Source organism: Lutibacter sp. TH_r2 (assembly GCF_033101135.1).
Lineage (GTDB): Bacteria > Bacteroidota > Bacteroidia > Flavobacteriales > Flavobacteriaceae > Lutibacter.
Window position 1 is genome coordinate 1,618,277 of sequence record NZ_JAWMPV010000001.1, and the last position, 21,325, is coordinate 1,639,601.

21 protein-coding genes are annotated in these 21,325 nt (G+C 30.6%); 14 read left to right on the top strand and 7 right to left on the bottom strand.

Features of this window, described 5'->3' with window-relative positions:
* The first annotated feature begins 1 nt into the window (after position 1).
* From R3X25_RS06870 to argH, 4 genes are all read left to right on the top strand, one after another.
* Positions 2 to 949, top strand: coding sequence for an N-acetylornithine carbamoyltransferase (locus R3X25_RS06870; protein ID WP_317673174.1), 948 nt, complete (start codon positions 2 to 4; stop codon positions 947 to 949).
* A gap of 79 nt (positions 950 to 1,028) precedes the next feature.
* Positions 1,029 to 1,826, top strand: a complete 798-nt coding sequence (argB, locus tag R3X25_RS06875; protein WP_317673176.1) for an acetylglutamate kinase — start codon at positions 1,029 to 1,031, stop codon at positions 1,824 to 1,826.
* A gap of 118 nt (positions 1,827 to 1,944) precedes the next feature.
* Positions 1,945 to 3,003, top strand: coding sequence for a M20 family metallo-hydrolase (locus R3X25_RS06880; protein WP_317673178.1), 1,059 nt, complete (start codon positions 1,945 to 1,947; stop codon positions 3,001 to 3,003).
* Positions 3,004 to 3,091: 88 nt separating this feature from the next.
* Complete coding sequence (argH, locus tag R3X25_RS06885) at positions 3,092 to 4,369, top strand: argininosuccinate lyase (protein ID WP_317673180.1); 1,278 nt, start codon at positions 3,092 to 3,094, stop codon at positions 4,367 to 4,369.
* Positions 4,370 to 4,459: 90 nt separating this feature from the next.
* Here argH and R3X25_RS06890 read toward each other — a convergent pair whose 3' ends face one another.
* The 7 genes from R3X25_RS06890 to R3X25_RS06920 form a co-directional block, all read right to left on the bottom strand.
* Positions 4,460 to 5,929, bottom strand: coding sequence for a DUF3570 domain-containing protein (locus tag R3X25_RS06890; RefSeq protein ID WP_317673182.1), 1,470 nt, complete (start codon positions 5,927 to 5,929; stop codon positions 4,460 to 4,462).
* Between the two features lie 13 nt (positions 5,930 to 5,942).
* The gene (locus R3X25_RS06895) at positions 5,943 to 6,155 is read right to left on the bottom strand and encodes a DUF4266 domain-containing protein (RefSeq protein ID WP_317673184.1); all 213 of its coding nucleotides are present in this window, start codon (positions 6,153 to 6,155) and stop codon (positions 5,943 to 5,945) included.
* Complete coding sequence (locus tag R3X25_RS06900; RefSeq protein ID WP_317673186.1) at positions 6,148 to 7,131, bottom strand: FAD:protein FMN transferase; 984 nt, start codon at positions 7,129 to 7,131, stop codon at positions 6,148 to 6,150. Before R3X25_RS06900 ends, R3X25_RS06895 begins: the two co-directional genes overlap by 8 nt.
* Positions 7,132 to 7,135: 4 nt before the next feature.
* Positions 7,136 to 7,570, bottom strand: coding sequence for a thioredoxin family protein (locus tag R3X25_RS06905; protein WP_317673188.1), 435 nt, complete (start codon positions 7,568 to 7,570; stop codon positions 7,136 to 7,138).
* 102 nt (positions 7,571 to 7,672) lie between these two features.
* Positions 7,673 to 8,359: an RNA pseudouridine synthase gene (locus R3X25_RS06910; protein WP_317673190.1), complete on the bottom strand. Its 687-nt coding sequence runs from the start codon at positions 8,357 to 8,359 to the stop codon at positions 7,673 to 7,675.
* A gap of 1 nt (position 8,360) precedes the next feature.
* The gene (yihA, locus tag R3X25_RS06915; protein ID WP_317673192.1) at positions 8,361 to 8,972 is read right to left on the bottom strand and encodes a ribosome biogenesis GTP-binding protein YihA/YsxC; all 612 of its coding nucleotides are present in this window, start codon (positions 8,970 to 8,972) and stop codon (positions 8,361 to 8,363) included.
* A gap of 1 nt (position 8,973) precedes the next feature.
* Entirely contained in the window at positions 8,974 to 9,738 is a 765-nt protein-coding gene (locus R3X25_RS06920) for an alpha/beta hydrolase (RefSeq protein WP_317673194.1), read from the bottom strand.
* A gap of 208 nt (positions 9,739 to 9,946) precedes the next feature.
* Here R3X25_RS06920 and mraZ point away from each other — a divergent pair, with 208 nt between their 5' ends.
* From mraZ to murC, 10 genes are read left to right on the top strand one after another with little or no spacing between them, the layout of a single operon-like run.
* Positions 9,947 to 10,420: a division/cell wall cluster transcriptional repressor MraZ gene (gene mraZ, locus R3X25_RS06925; RefSeq protein WP_317673196.1), complete on the top strand. Its 474-nt coding sequence runs from the start codon at positions 9,947 to 9,949 to the stop codon at positions 10,418 to 10,420.
* Positions 10,404 to 11,306: a 16S rRNA (cytosine(1402)-N(4))-methyltransferase RsmH gene (gene rsmH / locus R3X25_RS06930; RefSeq protein WP_317673198.1), complete on the top strand. Its 903-nt coding sequence runs from the start codon at positions 10,404 to 10,406 to the stop codon at positions 11,304 to 11,306. The genes mraZ and rsmH overlap by 17 nt, the downstream gene beginning before the upstream one ends.
* Positions 11,303 to 11,635 carry an FtsL-like putative cell division protein gene (locus R3X25_RS06935; RefSeq protein WP_317673200.1) on the top strand — a complete coding sequence of 111 codons (333 nt, stop codon included), beginning with the start codon at positions 11,303 to 11,305 and terminating at the stop codon, positions 11,633 to 11,635. Before rsmH ends, R3X25_RS06935 begins: the two co-directional genes overlap by 4 nt.
* A 2-nt stretch (positions 11,636 to 11,637) precedes the next feature.
* Positions 11,638 to 13,626 (top strand): penicillin-binding protein, encoded by a 1,989-nt coding sequence (locus tag R3X25_RS06940; RefSeq protein WP_317673202.1) that lies wholly within the window; start codon positions 11,638 to 11,640, stop codon positions 13,624 to 13,626.
* Complete coding sequence (locus tag R3X25_RS06945; RefSeq protein ID WP_317673204.1) at positions 13,627 to 15,090, top strand: UDP-N-acetylmuramoyl-L-alanyl-D-glutamate--2,6-diaminopimelate ligase; 1,464 nt, start codon at positions 13,627 to 13,629, stop codon at positions 15,088 to 15,090.
* 1 nt (position 15,091) lies between these two features.
* The gene (gene mraY, locus R3X25_RS06950; protein WP_317673206.1) at positions 15,092 to 16,318 is read left to right on the top strand and encodes a phospho-N-acetylmuramoyl-pentapeptide-transferase; all 1,227 of its coding nucleotides are present in this window, start codon (positions 15,092 to 15,094) and stop codon (positions 16,316 to 16,318) included.
* Positions 16,319 to 17,653, top strand: a complete 1,335-nt coding sequence (gene murD, locus R3X25_RS06955; protein WP_317673208.1) for a UDP-N-acetylmuramoyl-L-alanine--D-glutamate ligase — start codon at positions 16,319 to 16,321, stop codon at positions 17,651 to 17,653.
* The gene (locus R3X25_RS06960) at positions 17,653 to 18,846 is read left to right on the top strand and encodes an FtsW/RodA/SpoVE family cell cycle protein (RefSeq protein ID WP_317673210.1); all 1,194 of its coding nucleotides are present in this window, start codon (positions 17,653 to 17,655) and stop codon (positions 18,844 to 18,846) included. The genes murD and R3X25_RS06960 overlap by 1 nt, the downstream gene beginning before the upstream one ends.
* Positions 18,830 to 19,921 (top strand): undecaprenyldiphospho-muramoylpentapeptide beta-N-acetylglucosaminyltransferase, encoded by a 1,092-nt coding sequence (gene murG, locus R3X25_RS06965; protein WP_317673212.1) that lies wholly within the window; start codon positions 18,830 to 18,832, stop codon positions 19,919 to 19,921. The genes R3X25_RS06960 and murG overlap by 17 nt, the downstream gene beginning before the upstream one ends.
* Positions 19,922 to 21,268, top strand: a complete 1,347-nt coding sequence (murC, locus tag R3X25_RS06970; RefSeq protein ID WP_317673214.1) for a UDP-N-acetylmuramate--L-alanine ligase — start codon at positions 19,922 to 19,924, stop codon at positions 21,266 to 21,268.
* Positions 21,269 to 21,325: the final 57 nt, after the last annotated feature.

Genomic DNA, 21,325 nt, shown 5'->3' on the forward strand with positions numbered 1-21,325 from the left:
AATGAATCATTATTTAAATATTAACGATTTAGATAATTTGCAACAAACAGTGCAAGAGGCTATTGAGTTAAAAAAACAACCATTAAAATTTGAAGAATTAGGAAAAGGTAAAACAATTTGTTTATTATTTTTCAATAATAGTCTTCGTACACGTTTAAGTACCCAAAAAGCTGCTCAAAATTTAGGGATGAATCCTATAGTAATGAATTTTGGTGCAGAAGGTTGGCAGTTGGAGTATGAAGATGGTATTGTAATGAATCAAAATAAATCAGAACACGTTAAAGAAGCAGCTAAAGTAATTGCGCAATATTGCGATATTGTAGCTATTAGAGCTTTTGCAAGCTTAACCGATAAAGAAAAAGATTTAGCCGAGGTTGTATTAAATAATTTTAAAAAATATGCAGGTATTCCTGTGGTTAATATGGAAAGCGCAACAGGGCATCCAATGCAAGCCTTGGCTGATGCCATAACTATGGAAGAATACAAAGTTAAGCACAAACCAAAAGTTGTTTTAAGTTGGGCACCACATCCAAAAGCATTGCCACACGCAGTAGCAAATTCATTTATTGAAATGATGCAATTACAAGATGCAGATTTTGTAATTACGCATCCTGAAGGTTATGAATTGGACCCAAATATTACTAAAAATTCGGTTATAGAATATGATCAAAAAAAGGCTTTAGAAAATGCAGATTTTGTGTATGTTAAAAACTGGAGTTCATTTAAAGAATACGGTGAGGTAATGATAAATAATCCTGAATGGATGTTAACAGGAGATAAAATGAAATTGACCAACAATGCTAAATTTATGCATTGTTTACCAGTAAGAAGAAATGTAATAGTTACTGATGAAGTAATAGATTCTGAAAATTCTATTGTAATTGAACAAGCAAATAACAGAACCTATTCAGCACAAACAGTATTGAAAAAGATATTGGAGGATTTATAATTAAATTGTTATTCCTGCGAAGGCAGAAATCTAATACAAGTGTGTTCTAGAATCCTGTTTTCGCAGGAATAACAATGGAATGAAAGATAAAACAATGATAAAACAACCTTTAAGAATATTTAAAATAGGAGGTAATGTAATTAATAATGAAGAAGCATTATTCTCGTTTTTAAAAGATTTTTCTGAATTGGAAGGACCAAAAATATTGGTGCATGGTGGAGGAAGAAAAGCAACTGAAGTTTCTTCTGCAATGGGTTTAAAACCGCAAATGATAAACGGTCGCCGTGTAACAGATGAGGCTACTGTTGAAGTTGTAACTATGGTGTATGCAGGTTTGTTAAATAAAAAAGTGACAGCAAAATTACAAAGTTTTGGATGCAATGCAATGGGTTTGTCTGGTGCCGATGCTAATTGTATTTTAGCTCATAAACGTATTGTAAAGGATGTTGATTATGGTTTTGCAGGTGATGTAGATGCTATAAATTCAGAAATAATTGATGTTTTACTTAAAAATAATGTAACTCCAGTTTTTTGTGCAATCACACACAATAAAAAAGGGCAATTATTAAATACAAATGCGGATACCATTGCTTCAGAAGTTACCATTGGAATGAGTAAACTGTACACTACAGAATTGAATTTTGTTTTTGAATTAAAAGGTGTTCTAGAAAGTATTGAAGATAAAAATTCTGTAATTTCAGAAATTAATTCAGAAAAATATAAACAATTAATTAAGCAAGGTATTATTGCTGACGGTATGATTCCTAAACTTCATAATTGTTTTAATTCATTAAAAAAAGGAGTGAGTAAAGTGAAGATTGGAGATGCCTCATTAGTAAAAAATGATACTAAATTATACACAACATTAAGTTTGTAATTTGGTAGTTATGCTGAACTTGTTTCAGCATCACATCAAAGACAAATGAGGTGTTAATTTTGTGTGACCCTGAAACGAGTTCAGGGTGACAAAAAAAGCAACAAAATGTTAATCTAAAATGATAGAACAACTAACAAAAGAAGCAATTGAATTGCTTAAAAAATTAATTTCAAAGCAGTCTTTTTCTGGAGAAGAGAATGAAACAGCATTGTTAATTATGCAATGGTTTTCAGATCATAACATAAAATTTGAAAGCAAAGTGCATAACATTTGGGCAAAGAACAAGCATTTTGATCCTTCAAAAAAGACAATTTTATTAAACTCTCATCACGATACAGTAAAACCAAATAAAGGTTATACTAGAGATCCGTTAAAACCAGAAATAATTGACGGTAAATTATATGGTTTAGGAAGTAATGATGCTGGTGGTTGTTTGGTTTCGTTATTAGCAACATTTACTTATTTATATAGTAGAGAGGATTTAAAATACAACTTTGTAATGGTAGCTTCTGCTGAAGAGGAAAATACAGGCCCAAATAGTTTGGTAAGTATTGTACCCATACTTCCTGAAATTGATTTTGCTATTGTTGGAGAACCAACATTAATGAATTTAGCAATTTCAGAAAAAGGTTTAATGGTTTTAAATTGCGAAGCAAAAGGAACTGCTGGTCATGCTGCTCATGGAAATGTTGATAACGCTATTTACAATGCAATTGAAGATATAAACTGGTTTAAAGAATATGAATTTCCAAAGGTTTCTGAAACATTAGGAAAAATTAGAATGACCGTTACGCAAATTGAAGCCGGAAGTCAACACAACGTAATACCTTCGAGTTGTAAATTTGTAGTGGATGTACGTGTAACGGATTGTTATTCAAATCAAGAAGTTTTTGATATTGTTGCTGCAAATGTGAAATCAGAGGTTTGTCCAAGATCACAACGTTTAAACTCTTCATCAATACCAAAAGACCATGAGATTGTAAAAGCAGGAATAAAATTAGGAAGAAGTACGTATGGTTCCCCAACAATTTCGGATCAAGCCGTATTAACGTGTCCTTCTTTAAAATTAGGGCCAGGTGAAAGTTTACGTTCACATACGGCAGATGAATTTATATATGTTAGAGAAGTTGAAGAGGGAATAGATTTGTATATTAAAATATTAGAAGAAATAATTTAATTGGTTATTGAACGAAGTCGAAGTGACAACAATTAAGCATAAAGTGATTTTGACTCCGCTTAACTACCAGAATAAAAATACACACAATATGAAACTTTGGGATAAAGGATTTTCAACAGATAAAAAAATAGATATTTTCACTGTAGGAAACGACAGAGAGTTAGATTTAATTTTAGCAAAATATGATGTAATTGGAAATTTAGCACACGCTAAAATGTTACATAAAATAGGATTACTTTCTACTGAAGAAATTGCAGCTTTAGAAGTTGAATTGAACGCTATTTTAAAAACTATAGAAGCAGGAGAATTTACTATTGAAGATTCTTTTGAAGATGTGCATTCAAAAGTAGAGTATATGCTAACGGAAAAGTTAGGAGATACAGGCAAAAAAATTCATACAGCACGTTCTAGAAACGATCAAGTTTTAGTGGATGTGCATTTGTATTTGAAAGATGCTTTAACTGAAATTAACGATGGTGTTGATGAATTATTTGATTTGTTAATCCAATTAGCAGAACAGTATAAAAACGTACTGTTACCTGGTTACACGCATTTACAAGTGGCAATGCCATCTTCTTTTGGAATGTGGTTTTCAGCGTATGCAGAAACGTTGATTGATGATATTTACTTTTTAAAAGCAGCGTATAAAGTTGTAGATCAAAATCCGTTAGGGTCTGCTGCAGGTTACGGAAGTTCTTTCCCTATTGATAGAGATGAAACCACTAAATTATTAGATTTTGAAACGCTGAAATTTAATTCTGTTGCGGCTCAAATGGGACGTGGAAAACTAGAGAAATCAGTTTCATTTGGATTAAGTTCTGTTGCGGCTACGTTGGCTAAAATGAGTATGGATATCTGTTTGTATATGAGTCAAAATTTTAATTTTATTTCTTTTCCAGATGAGTTAACAACAGGTTCAAGTATTATGCCTCATAAAAAAAATCCAGATGTTTTTGAATTGATTCGTGGTAAATGTAACAAGTTACAAGCATTACCAATGGAATTTACAATGATTTCTAATAATTTACCAAGTGGTTACCATAGAGATTTACAATTGTTAAAAGAAGGTTTAATTCCTTCATTTTCAACCTTAAAATCTTGTTTAGAAATGTTAACGTATTCATTAAAAAATATTCAAGTAAAAGAACATATTGTTGAAGATGATAAGTATTTATATATGTTTAGTGTTGAAGAAGTTAATAGGCTTGTTCAAAATGGCACGCCTTTTAGAGATGCTTATAAAATTGTAGGTAAAGATATTAATGAAGGTAATTTTAATCCAGATAAAACAGTAAAACATACACACAAAGGAAGTGTAGGTAATTTATGTTTGGATGAAATTGTAGCCAAGAAAAATAGAGCATAAACAAAAAAAGAGCCTAATTTAATTAGGCTCTTTTTTTGTTGGTTATTCTAAACTTGTTTCAGAATCTTATTAAGTTGATATCTACTTTACTTAATCCATTACAAACTTAAATCCTAAAGAAAAAATACTAGAAGTTAATCCCGTATTTCTTTCATAGTTGCTGTATTTTAAATCAATACTTTTTAAGCCAAGTTTCCATATTCTTCGTTTGGTAAAAATATCAGTATAGGAGATTCCTAAACTATATTGATTAGAATTGAATTCAGATAAATCGTAATCAGAAGTATAAAACTCATCTGTAGAAACTAATTGTTCATACGGAGCAAAATAATCAGCCGCTGTCTGATTGTAATATCTGTATGAAGGGTAAATTGTAAACTTGTCGCTTAATTTAATAGGCACTTCAACGCTAGCTGTGTGAGATGAAACTCCCCAATCGTCATAATAATACCGATAATACGTTCTTAATGAAACTACTTCGTTTAAATAATAGTTAAAACGAGCTCCAACAGGTATTTTAAAACGAGTGTCGGGCAAACGTTCAATGTCATCAGCTAGTTGAAAAACATCAGTATTTTCTTTTGAAGTGTAATTTGGTATACTTGAAGCATTTCCAACATAATAATTATCTCTATCTGAAAAATAAACACGCTGCATTGGGTTTGCTAACCAACCATTTTGCTGAATAATATCTGCAAAAATTGAAAATTGTGCTTTTTTACTTAAAATTTGAGAAAAACTTAAAGATAAAGAATACGTATTTCTAGATTCATCATCTATTAGTGTTGTATTTAAAGGACTCCAAGCCGCAGAATTATTTTTATCAATAACATCTCCATTTTGGTTTAATATATCAATTCCATTAAAAAAACCATTATTTAAGTTTTGTCCAGCTTCGATATACGAATCTAATTCGGTTGGGAAAACAGGTTGCCAAGAATCGAAATATACATTTGCTTTTACTCCAATTTCGGTATTTTTTTCGTTAAATAATTTTGTAAAGCTTCCACCAAATCCAAAAGAAGTATAATCATATTCTTTTGAAACGCTTACGTTTCCACCTACAATTGTATTTCTATCATCTGAAGAATGACTGTAGTTTGCAGTTAAGTTTACCCATGCGTCAGATTGTGAAGCTCCAGAAGATTCTACCCATGGACTTCCACCTCCATTGCTGTTATAGTTATCATCTTCATCATCACCATCAATATCATCTTCGTCGTCTCCACCTCCAGCAGAAGCGCCAGAAGAATCAAAAGGATCTAAATTACTTGAAGAAGCTGAACTGTATGCTGAAATTGTAGCGTCAATTGTTAAAACATCATCATCGTTTAAAGGAATAGAAACCGTTAAACTACTTGCAATATCTGTTAATTCTTCTGTTCCAATTCCTCCAGTAACAGCGGCATTATCTCCGTCTTGAGAGTAGTAGCTAGAAATAAAATCTACTTCGGTATTTTCTAAAACTCTTTTTTTATAAGTTTTGTTCTCTTCTTGTTTTGTTTGTGAAAACCCAACAAAAGTGAATAAAACTGTAAAAAGGATAAGTATTTTTTTCATTTTAATATCAATATTAATTACAGCCGCAGCCTCCACCTGATTTTCCTCCATTAGCGCCTGAAGCAGCTTCACGATATACTTGTGCGCTAGTTTCAAACTTCTCTATTTTTCTAGAAGACAAAACCATATCAGGATCATTTATATATACTTTTTCATACTCCTTAACAGCTACACAAGATGTTAAAGAGATTGTGCCTAAAAGCAGTAAACTCAACTTTTTAATCATATTTATTTATATTTATTTTATTTGATGTGTGAATAGTTCCTTCTTTATCAATAATTATACAGTCAATTGCTTTTAATTGGTTTATTCTGTTTAATCCAACGTCAGTGCCCATTACAAAAATTGAAGTTGCCAATGCATCAGCTAATTCAGCTTTTGGTGCAAAAACAGAAACACTTATTATATCTGTAGCAGGATAACCGGTTCTTGGATCAATAATATGTGTGTAACGTACATTGTTAAAAGTCACATATTTTTCATAATTACCAGATGTAACTACAGCCTTATTACTAATAGGTAGGGTGGCAAAAGCATTATTTTTATTCATAGGGTTTGTAATAGCAACCATCCAGTCTTTTCCATTTGGTTGTTTACCCCAAGTATTCATATCTCCAGATGCGTTTATAATACCAGCTTTTACGCCTTTTGAAATTAATAACTGTTTAGCTTTGTCAGCCGCGTAACCTTTTCCTATGGCTCCAAAACCAATTTTCATTCCTTTTAATTTTAGAAAAACAGTGTGATTTATTTTGTTAAGCTCAATGTTTTTGTAGCCAACTTTTGCAACTGAAGCTTTTATATTTTCTTTAGAAGGCATTGTTTTCATACTGCCATCAAATTTCCAAATTTTATCCATTGATGCGTAAGTTATATCAAAAGCACCATCTGTTAATTTTGAAATTGCTAATGAGCGTTCAATTAACTGAAAAAGTTCAGTATCTACTTTTACAGGTTTAATTCCTGCATTTTTTATTATTTCTGAAGTTTGAGAATTTGGATCCCAAGAAGAAATTAATTTTTCTATTCTTGATATTTCATTAATAGCCATATTAATATAGCTTAAAGCACTTACGGAATCATTTGCAGAAACTGTAATATCAAATCTACTACCCATTAATTTTAAGGTGCGTTTTTGTAAATGCTGACCATAAAAAGTAGTAGTAAGTATTAAAAGACTTATTAATAAATATTTTTTCATTGAGTTATAATGAAGATAAAAGGCTAATATAATTTTTAGGTGTTGTTTTTTTATAGCCAGTTTTGCCAAGAACATTAGCATCTTTGTCTAAAACTACAACAAAAGGGAAATAACCTTTTGTATTGTATTTTTCCATTAATTTATTGTTCTGTTTTTGTTGTTCAGGTGATAGTTCATTTTTTTTCTTACGGGGAAAATCTGCTTTTAGCATTACAAAATTTTTAGCAGCATAGCTTTTAAATTCTTCTGTGCTCCAAATTTCTACATCTAATTTAATACATGGCGCACACCAATCAGATCCTTGGAAAACCAATACAATTTTTTTACCATCTTTTGAGGCTATTTCTTTTGCTTCATTTATACTTGTAATCCAATTTTGTGAAAAGCTTATGAAAGTAGTGAATATGAAAGTGAAACTTAATATTATTTTTTTTAACATAATAGATAAATTGAAATTTATAAGAAGGTAATTCTGCTATAGTTTTAGTGCGGTTCTGATTTATTAATAAAACGTAGTAATTATAATTTTAGTATTGTAACTTTAGTTACATGCCTTCCAAATAACTTCGTTTAGAGTAGGAGCAATAATTGAAATTTGGTCTTTTGTTACAGGATGGGTAAATTCAATTCTTCTAGCGTGTAAATGAATACTAGCATCTTTATTACTTCTATCAAAGCCATATTTTAAATCACCTTTAATAGGACTTCCAATAGACGATAATTGACAGCGAATTTGATGATGCCTTCCAGTTTCTAAATCAACTTCTAGTAAATGATAATTATCTAAAGATTTAATGGTTTTATAGTGAAGTATTGCTTTTTTACTTCCTTCAATTTCAGAGGAATACGATGTAGATTTGTTGTTTTTAGGATTTTTTTTTAAATAACCAATTAAAGTGTCTTGTGTTTTTTTTGGCTTGTTTTTTACAACAGCCCAATAGGTTTTATTTACTGTTTTATCGCGCAACATTTTATTAAAGCGTTCTAAAGCTTTGGAAGTTCTAGCGAATACAATAATTCCTGTTGTGGGTCTATCTAATCGGTGTACAACACCTAAAAAAACATTGCCAGGTTTGTTGTATTTATCTTTAATATATTCTTTAACAACATCACTTAAAGGTTTGTCTCCAGTTTTATCTCCTTGTACAATATCTCCAGATTTTTTATTGACAATAATTAGATGGTTGTCTTCAAATAAAACTTCTAAATTTTCTTTAGTTGAAGCCATTTTAAAGATTTTTATCTAATCCGTTATTTATTTTATCAATATATTGAAGTAGTTCTTCTTTACCATTTGATGAAGTTGCAGAAGTAACAAAATACGGAGGCATTTCTTCCCAAATAGTACTGGTCATTTTTTTAATATAGTTCTTAACATTTCTATTCAATTCAGAAAGTTTAAGCTTGTCAGATTTTGTAAAAATTAAGCAAAATGGAATTCCATTTTCTCCTAAAAACTCCATAAACTCTAAATCTATTTTTTGAGGTTCGTGGCGAGAATCTATCAAAACAAAAGAGCAAATAAGTTGCTCACGTTGTAGAAAATAGTTTTTGATAAAACTTTGAAATGTTTTTTTAACGCTTTTTGAAACACGTGCATAACCATAACCAGGTAAATCCACTAAAAACCAATCATCATTAATTTTAAAATGATTTATTAATTGAGTTTTTCCTGGTCGACCAGAAGTTTTAGCTAACTTGTTTTGACCAGTTAGCATGTTTATAAGTGACGATTTTCCAACGTTAGACCTTCCAATAAATGCATATTCAGGAAGCCTCTCATTTGGACATTTGGAAACATCGGAATTACTAATTACAAAATTAGCACTTTTAATTTTCATGTTATAAGTTCCTCTCTTTTAACCAGTTTTCTAGTAGTTTGTTAAATTCTTCAGGATGTTCCATCATTGGTACGTGCCCACATTTATCAATCCAGTATAATTTTGCGTCAGGTAATAACTTTTCAAATTCAACAGCTACTTCTGGTGGTGTTACAGTATCATTTTTACCCCATATAACACACGCAGGTGTATCCATATCATTTAAATCTTTCGCCATATTATGTCGAATAGCACTTTTGGCAATAGCTAAAGTTTTAATAACTTTACCTCTGTTGTTTACAGTTTCAAAAACTTCATCAACCATTTCTTTAGACGCTACTTTTGGATCGTAAAAAACTTCTTGAGTTTTTGTTTCAATGTACTCGTAATTTCCACGTTTTGGATAAGTATCACCCATTGATTTTTCGTACAATCCAGAGCTTCCAGCAAGAACTAATCCAGCTACTCTATTTAAGTTAAGTTTGGTAAAATATAATGCTATGTGACCACCAAGAGAATTACCTAAAAGTATTGCTTTATCTATATTTTTAAACTCCATAAATTCTTTTAAAAACTTTGATAAGTTTTTAACATTTGTTTTTAAAAGAGGTAGTGTGTAGATAGGTAATTCAGGGATAATTACTTTGTAGCCTTTTTCTGAAAAATGATTGAATACCGAATCAAAATTACTTAAAGTACCCATTAAACCATGAAGTAAAATTATGGGTTGTCCTTCACCTTTTTCAAGGTAGCTAAATTTTCCTTCTGTGATAAGATTATTACTCATTAAATTACTTTTTTCACTAGATACAAAGGTAACTTTTTTTTTGGAAGTATGCGCTTTTTATTGACGGTTACTAATTAATTAGATAAATACTTGTAAGTCAAAAAACTACTTGTTTTTAGGCCTGTAAAAGCGAAAGTTATCAACAAAGTGGGGTAAAGTGGTAAAATGTGGGAATTATTTTATATTTTTGAATCAATACTCAAAAAAAATGATAAACCTAATAGGTACATACGAATGTAAAGCTGATGCAAAAGGTAGAGTCTCTCTGTCTGTGGCGTTTAAGAAGCAATTAGCTGCTGTTTTACAGGATGGTTTTGTGATTAAAAGATCAATTTTTGAGTCGTGTTTAGAGTTGTTTCCGATGAAGGAATGGAATGAATTAAGTAGAGACGTGAATAATTTAAACAGATTTAGTAGAGATAATAATGCATTTATAAGAAAATTTAATGCGAGTGTGAAAATGGTGGAGTTAGATGCGTCTGGTAGATTTTTATTGCCAAAAGATCTAATGGCTTATGCTGGTTTAGACAAGGAAGTGGTTTTGTCTTCTGCTGGTAATATGATTGAAATTTGGGATAAAGAAAAGTATGAAAAATCATTAGAAGAAGATGTAAATGATCCATTTGCTGATTTAGCCGAAAGAGTTATGAGTAATAAAAAAACAGATGGAGATGTATCATAGCCCAGTTTTATTAAAGGAAAGTATTGATGGTTTAGATATAAAACCTAACGGTGTATACGTAGATGTTACGTTTGGTGGTGGTGGCCATTCTAAAGAAATATTAAATAGGCTTGGAGAAGGTGGTAAGTTGTTTGGTTTTGATCAAGATGAGGATGCGCAGAAAAATACAATTGACGATGATCGTTTTACGTTAATTCCTCAAAACTTCAGATTTATAAAACGTTATTTAAGGTTTTATGGTGTAAAAAAAGTGGATGGAGTTTTAGCAGATTTAGGTGTTTCCTCTCATCAGTTTGATGAGGCTGAACGTGGGTTTTCAACTCGTTTTGATGCAGATTTAGATATGAGAATGAATCAGGCTGTTGGTATTTCTGCGTATGATGTTGTTAATGATTATGATGAAGAAAAATTGGCTAGTATTTTATTTCAATATGGAGAATTACGAAGTGCAAAAGCTATTGCTAAAAAAATAGTTGAAACACGTTTGTCGAAAAAAATAAAAACAAGTTTTGAGTTAAAGGAAGTTTTGAGCGCTTTTATTCCAAAGGCTAAAGAGCATAAAATTTTAGCTCAAATATTTCAAGCAATTAGAATTGAAGTAAACCAAGAAATTGAGGTTTTAAAAGAATTTTTACTTCAGATTCCAGATTTATTAAATGAAAATGGAAGGTTAAGTGTTATATCGTACCACTCGTTAGAAGATAGGTTGGTGAAAAGATTTATTAGAAGTGGGTTATTTGAAGGAGAGCCAGAGAAAGATTTTTATGGTAACATCAGTGTGCCAATGCGAAAAGTTGGAAAAATGATAATTCCTACTTCAGAAGAAATTAAAATTAATAATAGAGCTAGAAGTGCAAAATTAAGAATAGCTACATTATCTAAATGAGTAAAGTAAAAAACACAATTTATGGCTTTTTGCGCGGTAGTTTTTTAGTGAATGAGAATTCATTTAGAAACTGGCGTTTTATTTTGTTTGTTGTGGTTTTAATGTTGGTTATGATTGGTAGTTCTCATAGTTCTGATAAAAAGGTAATGCAAATTGCAAAATTGAATAAAGAAATTAAAGAGTTGAGAACCGAATTTGTTGATACTCGTTCAATTGCAATGAGAATGAAGCTAGAATCAACTATTAAAAAAAATGTTGAGAATATGGGGTTGATTCCTAGTGAAACACCACCTCAAGTTATAAAAGTAGTTAGTAATAAAGTAAATTAATAATGGTAACCCAAAAAGGAATAACAAATAAACTTTACGGTGTGCTTGTGGTAATCACAATCCTTTTGGTAGCTATTATTGCAAGGTTAGTAAATATTCAATTTACTAATGGGGAGAAATATAGAAATTTATCTCAACAACTTACTGTTAGAAACGATACTATTTATGCGAATAGAGGGAATGTTTTTGCTGCGGATGGTAGTTTGCTAGCAACTTCAATGTCTCAATACGAGATTAGAATGGATGTGTATACCGTTAAAGGTGATGTTTTTGAAAAAAATGTTAGAGGATTGTCTAAAGAATTGTCAAAAATGTTAGGGAAATCCACATCGTATTGGGAAACTAAAATTAGAACAGCAAGAAAAAAGAAAAATAGATATTTATTTATAGCTAGAAGACTTGGATATAATGATTATCTGAAGATTAAAAGTTTTCCAATTTTTAATTTGGGAGTTTATAAAGGTGGTTTTATTGCAGAACAAACTACTGTTAGAGCACATCCTTTAGGTAAAGTTGCAGAAAGAACTATAGGTTATGATGATTATCGTGGAGCTCCAGGTATTGAAGGTGCCTATAAAAATTATTTAAAAGGTGAATTTGGTTGGAGAAAAAAACAAAAAATTGCTCAAGGTCAATGGAAACCAATTAATGATAATAATGAACGTGAGCCAATTGATGGGAAAGATGTAATAACAACAATAGATATTAATATACAGGATATTGCACACCATTCTTTATTAAGACAATTAGAGCACTATAATGCAGATCATGGATGTGTGGTTGTTATGGAAACAAATACTGGTGAAATAAAAGCTATTTCTAATTTAGGAAGAACTTCGGATGGAAAATATTTTGAAAAAAGAAATTATGCTGTTTGGGAATCACATGAGCCAGGATCAGCTTTTAAATTAATGTCTTTTGTGGTTGCTTTAGATACTAAAGTAATTGATACAAGTACTATAGTAGATACTGGTAATGGAAGATATAGAATGTATGGAAGGTATATTAACGATTCTCATAGAGGTGGTTATGGAAAAATATCTGCAGCAAGAGCTTTAGAGGTTTCTTCAAATATTGGTTTTGCAAAAATAATTGAAGAAAATTTTGGAGAGCAACCAGAGGTTTTTATTGATAAACTTAAAGATATGCATTTGGATCAGCAAATTGGTTTACCTATAAAAGGAGAAGGGAAACCAACCATTCCTAGTCCTGGAGATAAATTGTGGAGCAAAAATGCATTACCTTCTATTGCATATGGGTACAACGTTGGGTTAACGCCCTTACAAACATTAACTTTTTATAATGCTATTGCCAATAATGGTGAAATGGTAAAACCTCGTTTTATTAAAGAAATTAAATCAAGAAATAGTAGTATAGAAGTTTTTGAGAAAGAGGTTATTGATACCAAAATTTGCTCAAAGGAAACAGCTTTAAAGGTTCAAGAAGTTTTAAAGAATGTTGTAGTTAGAGGTACAGGAAGAAAATTATATGCAGAGAATTTTTCAATGGCAGGAAAAACAGGAACTGCACGTGTTGATTATGCAAATTATCAAGAATGGTTAAAGGATAAAAAATATATTTCTTCTTTTACGGGCTATTTTCCTGCAGAAAACCCAAAGTATTCATGCATAGTTGTAATACATAAGCCAGATTTAGATAAAGGTTTTTATGGAGCTGATGTTTCAGGACCAGTATTTAAAGATATTGCTCAAAAAATATATACCTCAAATCATATTATTAATAAAATTAAAAATACAACACTAACAATTAATAGTGTTGAAGATACCTTTAATTCTTATTTAACGGTAGCTAATAAGGAATTTAATTCGATCCCAAATGTAAAAGGAATGGCATTAATGGATGCTGTTCCTTTTTTAGAAAATTTAGGATTAAATGTAAGTTATGAAGGAAAAGGAAAAGTTTTAAATCAATCAATTCCTTCAGGAAATAAAATTGAAAAAGGATCAACTATAAAATTAACATTAGGATAATTGAAAGCGTTAACGGACATATTGAACAATGTAAATATTAGTACTACTTATGGTAGTTTAGATATTGCTGTGTCTAATGTTGAGTTTGACTCTAGAAAAGTGGTAACCGATAGTCTATTTGTTGCTCAAAAAGGGTTGGTTTTTGATGGACATAAATTTATTAATAAAGCTATTGAATTAGGTGCTTCAGTAATAGTTTGTGAAGAGATTCCTTCTAAAATAGAAGAGAAAATCACCTACGTTAAAGTAAAAGATTCAAATAGTGCATTGGCAATTATTTCTTCAAATTTTTACGAAAATCCTTCATCAAAATTAAAGTTAATTGGTGTAACAGGTACAAATGGTAAAACTACCATTGCAACTTTGTTAAGTGAATTGTTTAAAAATTTAGGCTATTCAACAGGCTTGCTTTCTACTGTTAAAATTGTGGTTGGAGATTCAGAATATGAAACTACACATACTACTCCAGATTCAGTTCAAATAAATAAATATTTGAACGAAATGGTTCAGGTTGGAGTTGAGTATTGTTTTATGGAAGTAAGTTCTCACGGAATTCATCAAAAAAGAACAGAAGGTTTGCAGTTTGAAGGTGGAATTTTTACAAATCTAACACACGATCATTTAGATTATCATAAAACTTTTAAAGAATATAGAGATGTAAAAAAATCATTTTTTGATTCGTTGCCAAAATCAGCTTTTGCTTTGGTGAATGTAGATGATAAAAATGGAGAAGTAATGCTTCAAAATACATCAGCAAAAAAATATACGTACGCTTTAAAAACTATGGCAAGTTTTAAAGCAAAAATTTTAGAAAATCAGTTTTCAGGTTTATTGTTAACTATTGATAATAGTGAAATTTGGGCAAAACTTATAGGTAGTTTTAATGCTTATAATTTGTTAGCTGTTTATGCAGTAGCTACACTACTAGATATTGATAAAACCGAAGCTTTAACCCAAATAAGTAAGTTAGAAAATGTTTCGGGAAGGTTTGAATATTTTATTTCAAAAGGCGGTATCACTGCAATTGTAGATTATGCGCATACTCCTGATGCTTTAAAAAATGTATTAGAGACAATTAACAATATTAGAACTGGAAACGAGCAAGTTATAACCGTTGTGGGATGCGGTGGAGACCGAGATAAAGCTAAACGTCCTATTATGGGGCGTATAGCTGCTCTCTTAAGTTCTCAAGTAATTTTCACGTCAGATAATCCTAGAACTGAAGATCCTCAAACTATTTTAAATGAAGTTGAATCTGGAGTAGAACCTCAAGATTTTAGAAAAACATTAGCCGTTTTAGATAGAGGGCAAGCAATTAAAACTGCTTGTAAATTGGCTAAAAAGGGAGATATAGTTTTAATAGCTGGTAAAGGGCACGAAACGTATCAAGAAGTAAATGGAGTGAGAAGTCATTTTGATGATTTAGAAAAAATTAAAGAACAATTAAAACTAGTAGAAAGTTAAGATGTTATATTATTTATTTGAATATTTAGAAACGCATTATCAGTTAACTGGAGCAAGTGTATTTCAGTTTTTAACATTCCGTTCTGCAATGGCATTTATATTTTCATTGCTAATTTCTACTATTTATGGTAAGCGTATAATTAATTATTTAAGAACCAAACAAATTGGAGAATCTGTTCGTGATTTAGGTTTACAAGGTCAAGTAGAAAAGGCAGGTACACCAACAATGGGTGGAATAATAATTATTCTAGCTACGTTAATTCCTGTATTATTATTTGCGCAAATAGATAATGTTTACATAGTAATTTTAGTAGTTTCAACAATTTGGATGGGAACTATTGGTTTTTTAGATGATTATATAAAAATTTTCAAAAAAGATAAAGAAGGTTTAAAAGGTAGGTTTAAAATATTAGGTCAAGTTACGCTTGGAATTTTTGTGGGTGCAATGCTGTATTTCCACCCAAGTGTTACAATGAAAGAGCAATTACCAACAGAATACCAATATGTAACTGAAGAAGGATCACCAGTGTTGTTTGCTGATGCTAAAAAATCTACAAAAACTACCATTCCATTTTTAAAAGATAACGAGCTAGATTATGCTGCTGCTATCTCTTGGTTAGGCGATGGAGCTAAAGATTATGCGTGGTTAATTTTTATTCCTATTGTAATTTTTATTATTACGGCAGTTTCAAATGGTGCAAATTTAACCGATGGAATAGATGGATTAGCTGCTGGTACTTCAGCAATAATTGTACTAACGCTTGGGATTTTAGCTTGGGTGTCGGGTAACATTATTTTTGCTGATTATTTAGATGTAATGTACATACCAAAATCTGGTGAAATGACAGTTTTTATTGCTGCTTTTGTTGGAGGTTTGGTAGGGTTTTTATGGTACAATACGTATCCAGCACAAGTATTTATGGGAGATACAGGTAGTTTAACTATTGGTGGAATTATAGCAGTGTTGGCCATAGCAGTTAGAAAAGAATTGTTGATTCCAATTTTAGCAGGAATCTTTTTAGTGGAGAATTTATCTGTGATTTTACAGGTAAGTTATTTTAAATATACAAAGAAGAAGTTTGGTGAAGGAAAACGCATTTTTAAAATGTCGCCTTTGCATCATCATTATCAAAAATCGGGTTATCACGAAAGTAAAATTGTAACAAGATTTTGGATTATAGGAATTATGCTGGCTGTATTTACAATAGTGACACTAAAGTTAAGATAAATGAAAAAATTGGTTGTTTTAGGTGCAGGTGAAAGTGGTGTTGGAACAGCAATTTTAGGTAAACAAAAAAAGTATGAAGTTTTTGTTTCTGATAGGGGAATAATTACTGAAAAATATAAACAAGTTCTTTTAAATAATAACATATCCTTTGAAGAAGGAAAACATTCTGAAGAGAAAATTTTTGAAGCAGATGTTGTAATGAAAAGTCCTGGGATTCCAGATAAAGTTGCTTTAGTTCAACAATTAATTTCAAAGAATATTCCAGTGATTTCTGAAATTGAATTTGCATCAAAATTCACAAATTCTGTAATTGTTGGAATAACTGGTTCAAACGGAAAAACAACAACTACAATGTTAACAAATCATGTTTTGAAAAAAGCAGGATTAAATGTTGGAATGGGTGGAAACATTGGAGAAAGTTTTGCAGAGCAAGTAGCGAATCAAAATTTTGATATTCAGGTGTTAGAGTTGAGTAGTTTTCAGTTAGATGGTATTGTAGATTTTGCACCACATATTGCAATAATTACAAATATTACACCAGATCATTTAGATAGGTATAATTATAAGTTTGAAAATTACATCAATTCTAAATTCAGAATAACAGAAAATCAAACAGAAAAAGATTTTTTGATTTATGATTATGATGATGAAGTAATTAGAGAATGGCTTTCAAATAACAAAGTAAAAGCAACGTTGCTTCCTTTTTCAGTAGAACAAGAATTAGAGCAAGGAGTTTATTTAAAAGATGAAGAAATAATAATAAAATATAAAACCGAAGAAAGCATAATGGGGATTAAAACATTAGCATTAAAAGGAAAACACAATACAAAAAACGCTATGGCAGCAGCTATGACAGCTTCTATATTGAAGGTGAGAAAAGAAGCTATTAGAGAGAGTTTAGAAGATTTTGAAGGTGCTGAGCATAGATTGGAGCAAGTGTTAAAAATTAATGGTGTACAATATATAAACGATTCTAAAGCAACAAATGTAAATGCTACATTTTACGCTTTAGATAGTGTAAAAACTCCTACAGTTTGGATTGTTGGAGGTGTTGATAAGGGAAATGATTATTTAGAATTAATGTCGCTTGTTAGAGAAAAAGTAAAAGCTATTATTTGTTTAGGTGTTGACAACCAAAAAATAATTCAAACATTTTCAAATGTAGTGGATTTAATAGTTGAAACTTCTGGAGCAGAAGAAGCTGTAAAAGTAGCTTATAAAGTTTCAGAAAAAGGTGATACAGTTTTGTTATCTCCAGCTTGTGCAAGTTTTGATTTGTTTGAAAATTATGAAGATAGAGGTAGACAATTTAAAAATGCTGTGAGAAGTTTATAGTGAAAAAATATCTTAAACATATCGAAGGAGATAGAGCTATTTGGTCAATAGTATTATTTATGGCATTTTGTTCATTTATGCCTGTGTATAGTGCTAGCACAAATTTAGTGTATGTGGTAAAAATGGGAACTCCAGCATATCACTTAATGAAACATGTTATTCTGTTATTCTTTGGGTTTTTAATAATATATGGAACGCATAAAATTCCTTATAGATATTTTAGTGGAGGTTCGGTAATATTACTTCCGTTAGTTATAGTATTATTAATATTTACTATTTCACAGGGAACTACCATGGGTGGAGCAAATGCAAGTAGATGGATAAAAATTCCTTTTATTGGAGTTGGTTTTCAAACGTCAACCTTTGCTAGTGTTGTGTTAATGATGTATGTAGCTAGATTTCTTGCAAAAAATAAAGATAAAAAATATTCTTTTAAAGAGAGTATTGTGCCGCTGTGGCTACCAGTTGCAGCTGTACTTGTATTAATTTTACCTGCCAATTTTTCAACAACAGCTATCATTTTTTCAATGGTGCTTTTGTTATGTTTTATTGGTGGTTATCCATTAAAATACATAGCGATCGTTGTGGGGACAGGATTGTTGGTGTTAACTCTATTTGTGCTAACTGCAAAAGCATTTCCAAATGCAATGCCAAATAGAGTTGATACATGGATAAGTAGAGTTGAAAATTTTTCAAGTAAAGATTCTCAAGAAGGTTATCAAGTAGAAAAAGCTAAAATAGCAATAGCAAGCGGAGGATTAACAGGTAGAGGACCAGGTAAAAGTGTTCAAAAAAACTTTTTACCACAATCTACTTCCGATTTTATTTTTGCCATAATTGTTGAAGAGTTTGGACTGGTAATGGGCGCATTTCTTGTAATTACTTGTTATTTCTTTTTAATGTTTAGAATTATAGTTGCTGCAAAAAAAGCGTCAAGTATTTTTGGTTCGTTGTTGGTAATAGGTGTAGGACTTCCAATCATCTTTCAAGCTATAATAAATATGGCTGTAGCTGTTAATTTATTCCCGGTAACGGGGCAAACATTGCCTTTAATTAGTAGTGGTGGAACATCTGTTTGGATGACGTGTTTGGCAATTGGAATTATTTTGAGTGTTACTGCCAATAAAGAAAAATTAAAAACAGAAGAGAATATAGATAACCCTTTAGATGTATTACATGAAACAATCGGTTAATATCATATTAAGTGGAGGTGGAACAGGCGGACATATTTATCCTGCAGTTTCTATAGCAAATGAGCTAAAGGAAAAGTATCCGAATGCCAAATTTTTGTTTGTAGGTGCAAAAGATAGAATGGAGATGGAAAAAGTTCCTCAAGCTGGTTATAAAATTAAAGGTTTATGGATTTCGGGAATTCAAAGAAGTTTAACATTAAAAAATTTAGCATTTCCGTTTAAGTTAATTAGCAGTTTATGGAATGCATTTAGAATTATAAAAAAGTTTAAACCAAATATTGTTATTGGAACTGGTGGTTTTGCTAGTGGACCAACACTATATGCGGCAAAAATTTTAGGTGTAAAAACCTTAATTCAAGAACAAAATTCGTATCCAGGAATAACTAATAAATTATTGAGTAAAAAAGCAGATAAAATTTGTGTAGCCTATGATAAATTAGAGCGTTTTTTTCCTGCTGAAAAAATGATAAAAACAGGAAATCCTGTTCGTCAAGATTTATTAGAAATAGATTCTAAAAGAGAAGAAGCTTTAAGTTTTTTCAATTTAGATTCAGGTAAAAAAACATTAGTAATTATTGGTGGAAGTTTAGGAGCCAGAGCAATTAATAATTTAATAGAAAGTAATATTAATTGGCTAGTTAAAAACAAAGTTCAAGTTATTTGGCAAACTGGTAAGTTGTATTATAATGAATTTAAAAAATATGATGAATTAGAAGGTGTGCAGACCTTTGATTTTTTGAACAGAATGGATTTAACCTATGCTGCTGCAGATTTTATAATTAGTAGAGCAGGAGCAGGAAGTATTTCAGAATTATGCATTGTTGGAAAGCCTGTAATTTTTATACCATCTCCAAATGTATCAGAAGATCATCAAACAAAAAACGCACTAGCTGTTGTTAGTGAAAATGCAGCTTTGTTGTTGCGAGAAAGCGAGCTGAATATGTTTGAAACTATGTTTTTTGAATTGTTAAATGATGAAGAATTACAAGTTAAGTTGAGTAAAAACATAAAAAAATTAGCTTTGCCAAATGCTACTAAAAGTATTGTTGAAGAAATAGAAAAATTAATTAGATAGTTGAATTTAAATAATATACATAACGTTTATTTTGTAGGTGTTGGAGGCATTGGAATGAGTGCCTTGGCTCGTTATTTTAAGCATGGCGGTAAAAACGTTGCAGGGTACGATAGAATTTCAACTGAAATTACTAAATCTCTTCAAAATTCAGGAGTAGATATTCATTTTGAAGATTCGTTAGATTTAATACAATTAAACTATAGAGATAAAGAAAAAACATTAATAATTTACACGCCTGCAATACCAAAAAATAATTCAGAATTAAATTATTTTTTAAAAAATGATTTCAAGGTTTTAAAACGTTCAGAAATATTAGGTGAAATTACTAGAAATTCGTTTTGTTTAGCAGTTTCGGGCACACATGGAAAAACAACCACGTCAACAATATTAGGTTATATTTTAAAAGAATGTGGTGTAAATGCAACTTCATTTTTAGGAGGAATTTCAGAAAACTATAACTCAAATTTAATTTTGGGAGGAAGTGAGATTTCTGTAGTGGAAGCAGATGAATTTGATCGTTCATTTTTGCAGTTATCTCCAAATATTGCATGCATAACTTCTATGGATGCAGATCACTTGGATATTTATGGAGAAGCATCCGAATTAGAAGATTCATTTATAGAGTTTTCAGAGAAAGTTACAGATGATTTAATTGTAAAAAAAGGATTACCAATTCAAGGAGTAACCTACGGAATAGAAGAAGATGCAGATTTTAATGCAGAAAATTTAAGAATAGAAAACGGAAGCTATGTTTTTGATATTCAAACTCCAGAAGAGTTTTTTAAAAATATTAAAATTACGCTCCCAGGAAAACACAATGTGCTAAATACAGTGGCAGCTTTAGCAATGGCAAGTAGTTTTGGACTATCAATTGAGTCCATTGCTAAAGCTTTACTAACCTTTAGAGGAATTAAGCGCAGGTTTTCATATAAAATAAAAACTGAAAATTTAATTTTGATTGATGATTATGCACATCATCCAACCGAAATAAATGCAGTTGAAAATGCAGTAAGGGAAATGTATCCTTCAAAAAAAGTTTTAGCTGTGTTTCAGCCACATTTATTTAGTAGAACTAAAGATTTTGTAGATGATTTTGCGCAAAGTCTTTCAAAATTTGATGAATTAATTTTATTAGACATTTATCCAGCTCGAGAATTACCTATTGAAGGTGTAAATTCGGAGTGGTTATTGGGTAAAATTAAATCAAAAAACAAGCAACTTTCATCAAAGGAAAATTTGGTGTCAAATATTTTAAATTCTGACGCTCAAATAATTGTAATGATGGGTGCTGGAGATATAGGTGAATTGGTAACTGAAGTTAAAGAAAATTTAACAGTTGAAAATTAATTGGAATTACATAAAGTCTTTGTTATTACTAGCTTTAGTAGTATTTTTGTTCGGATT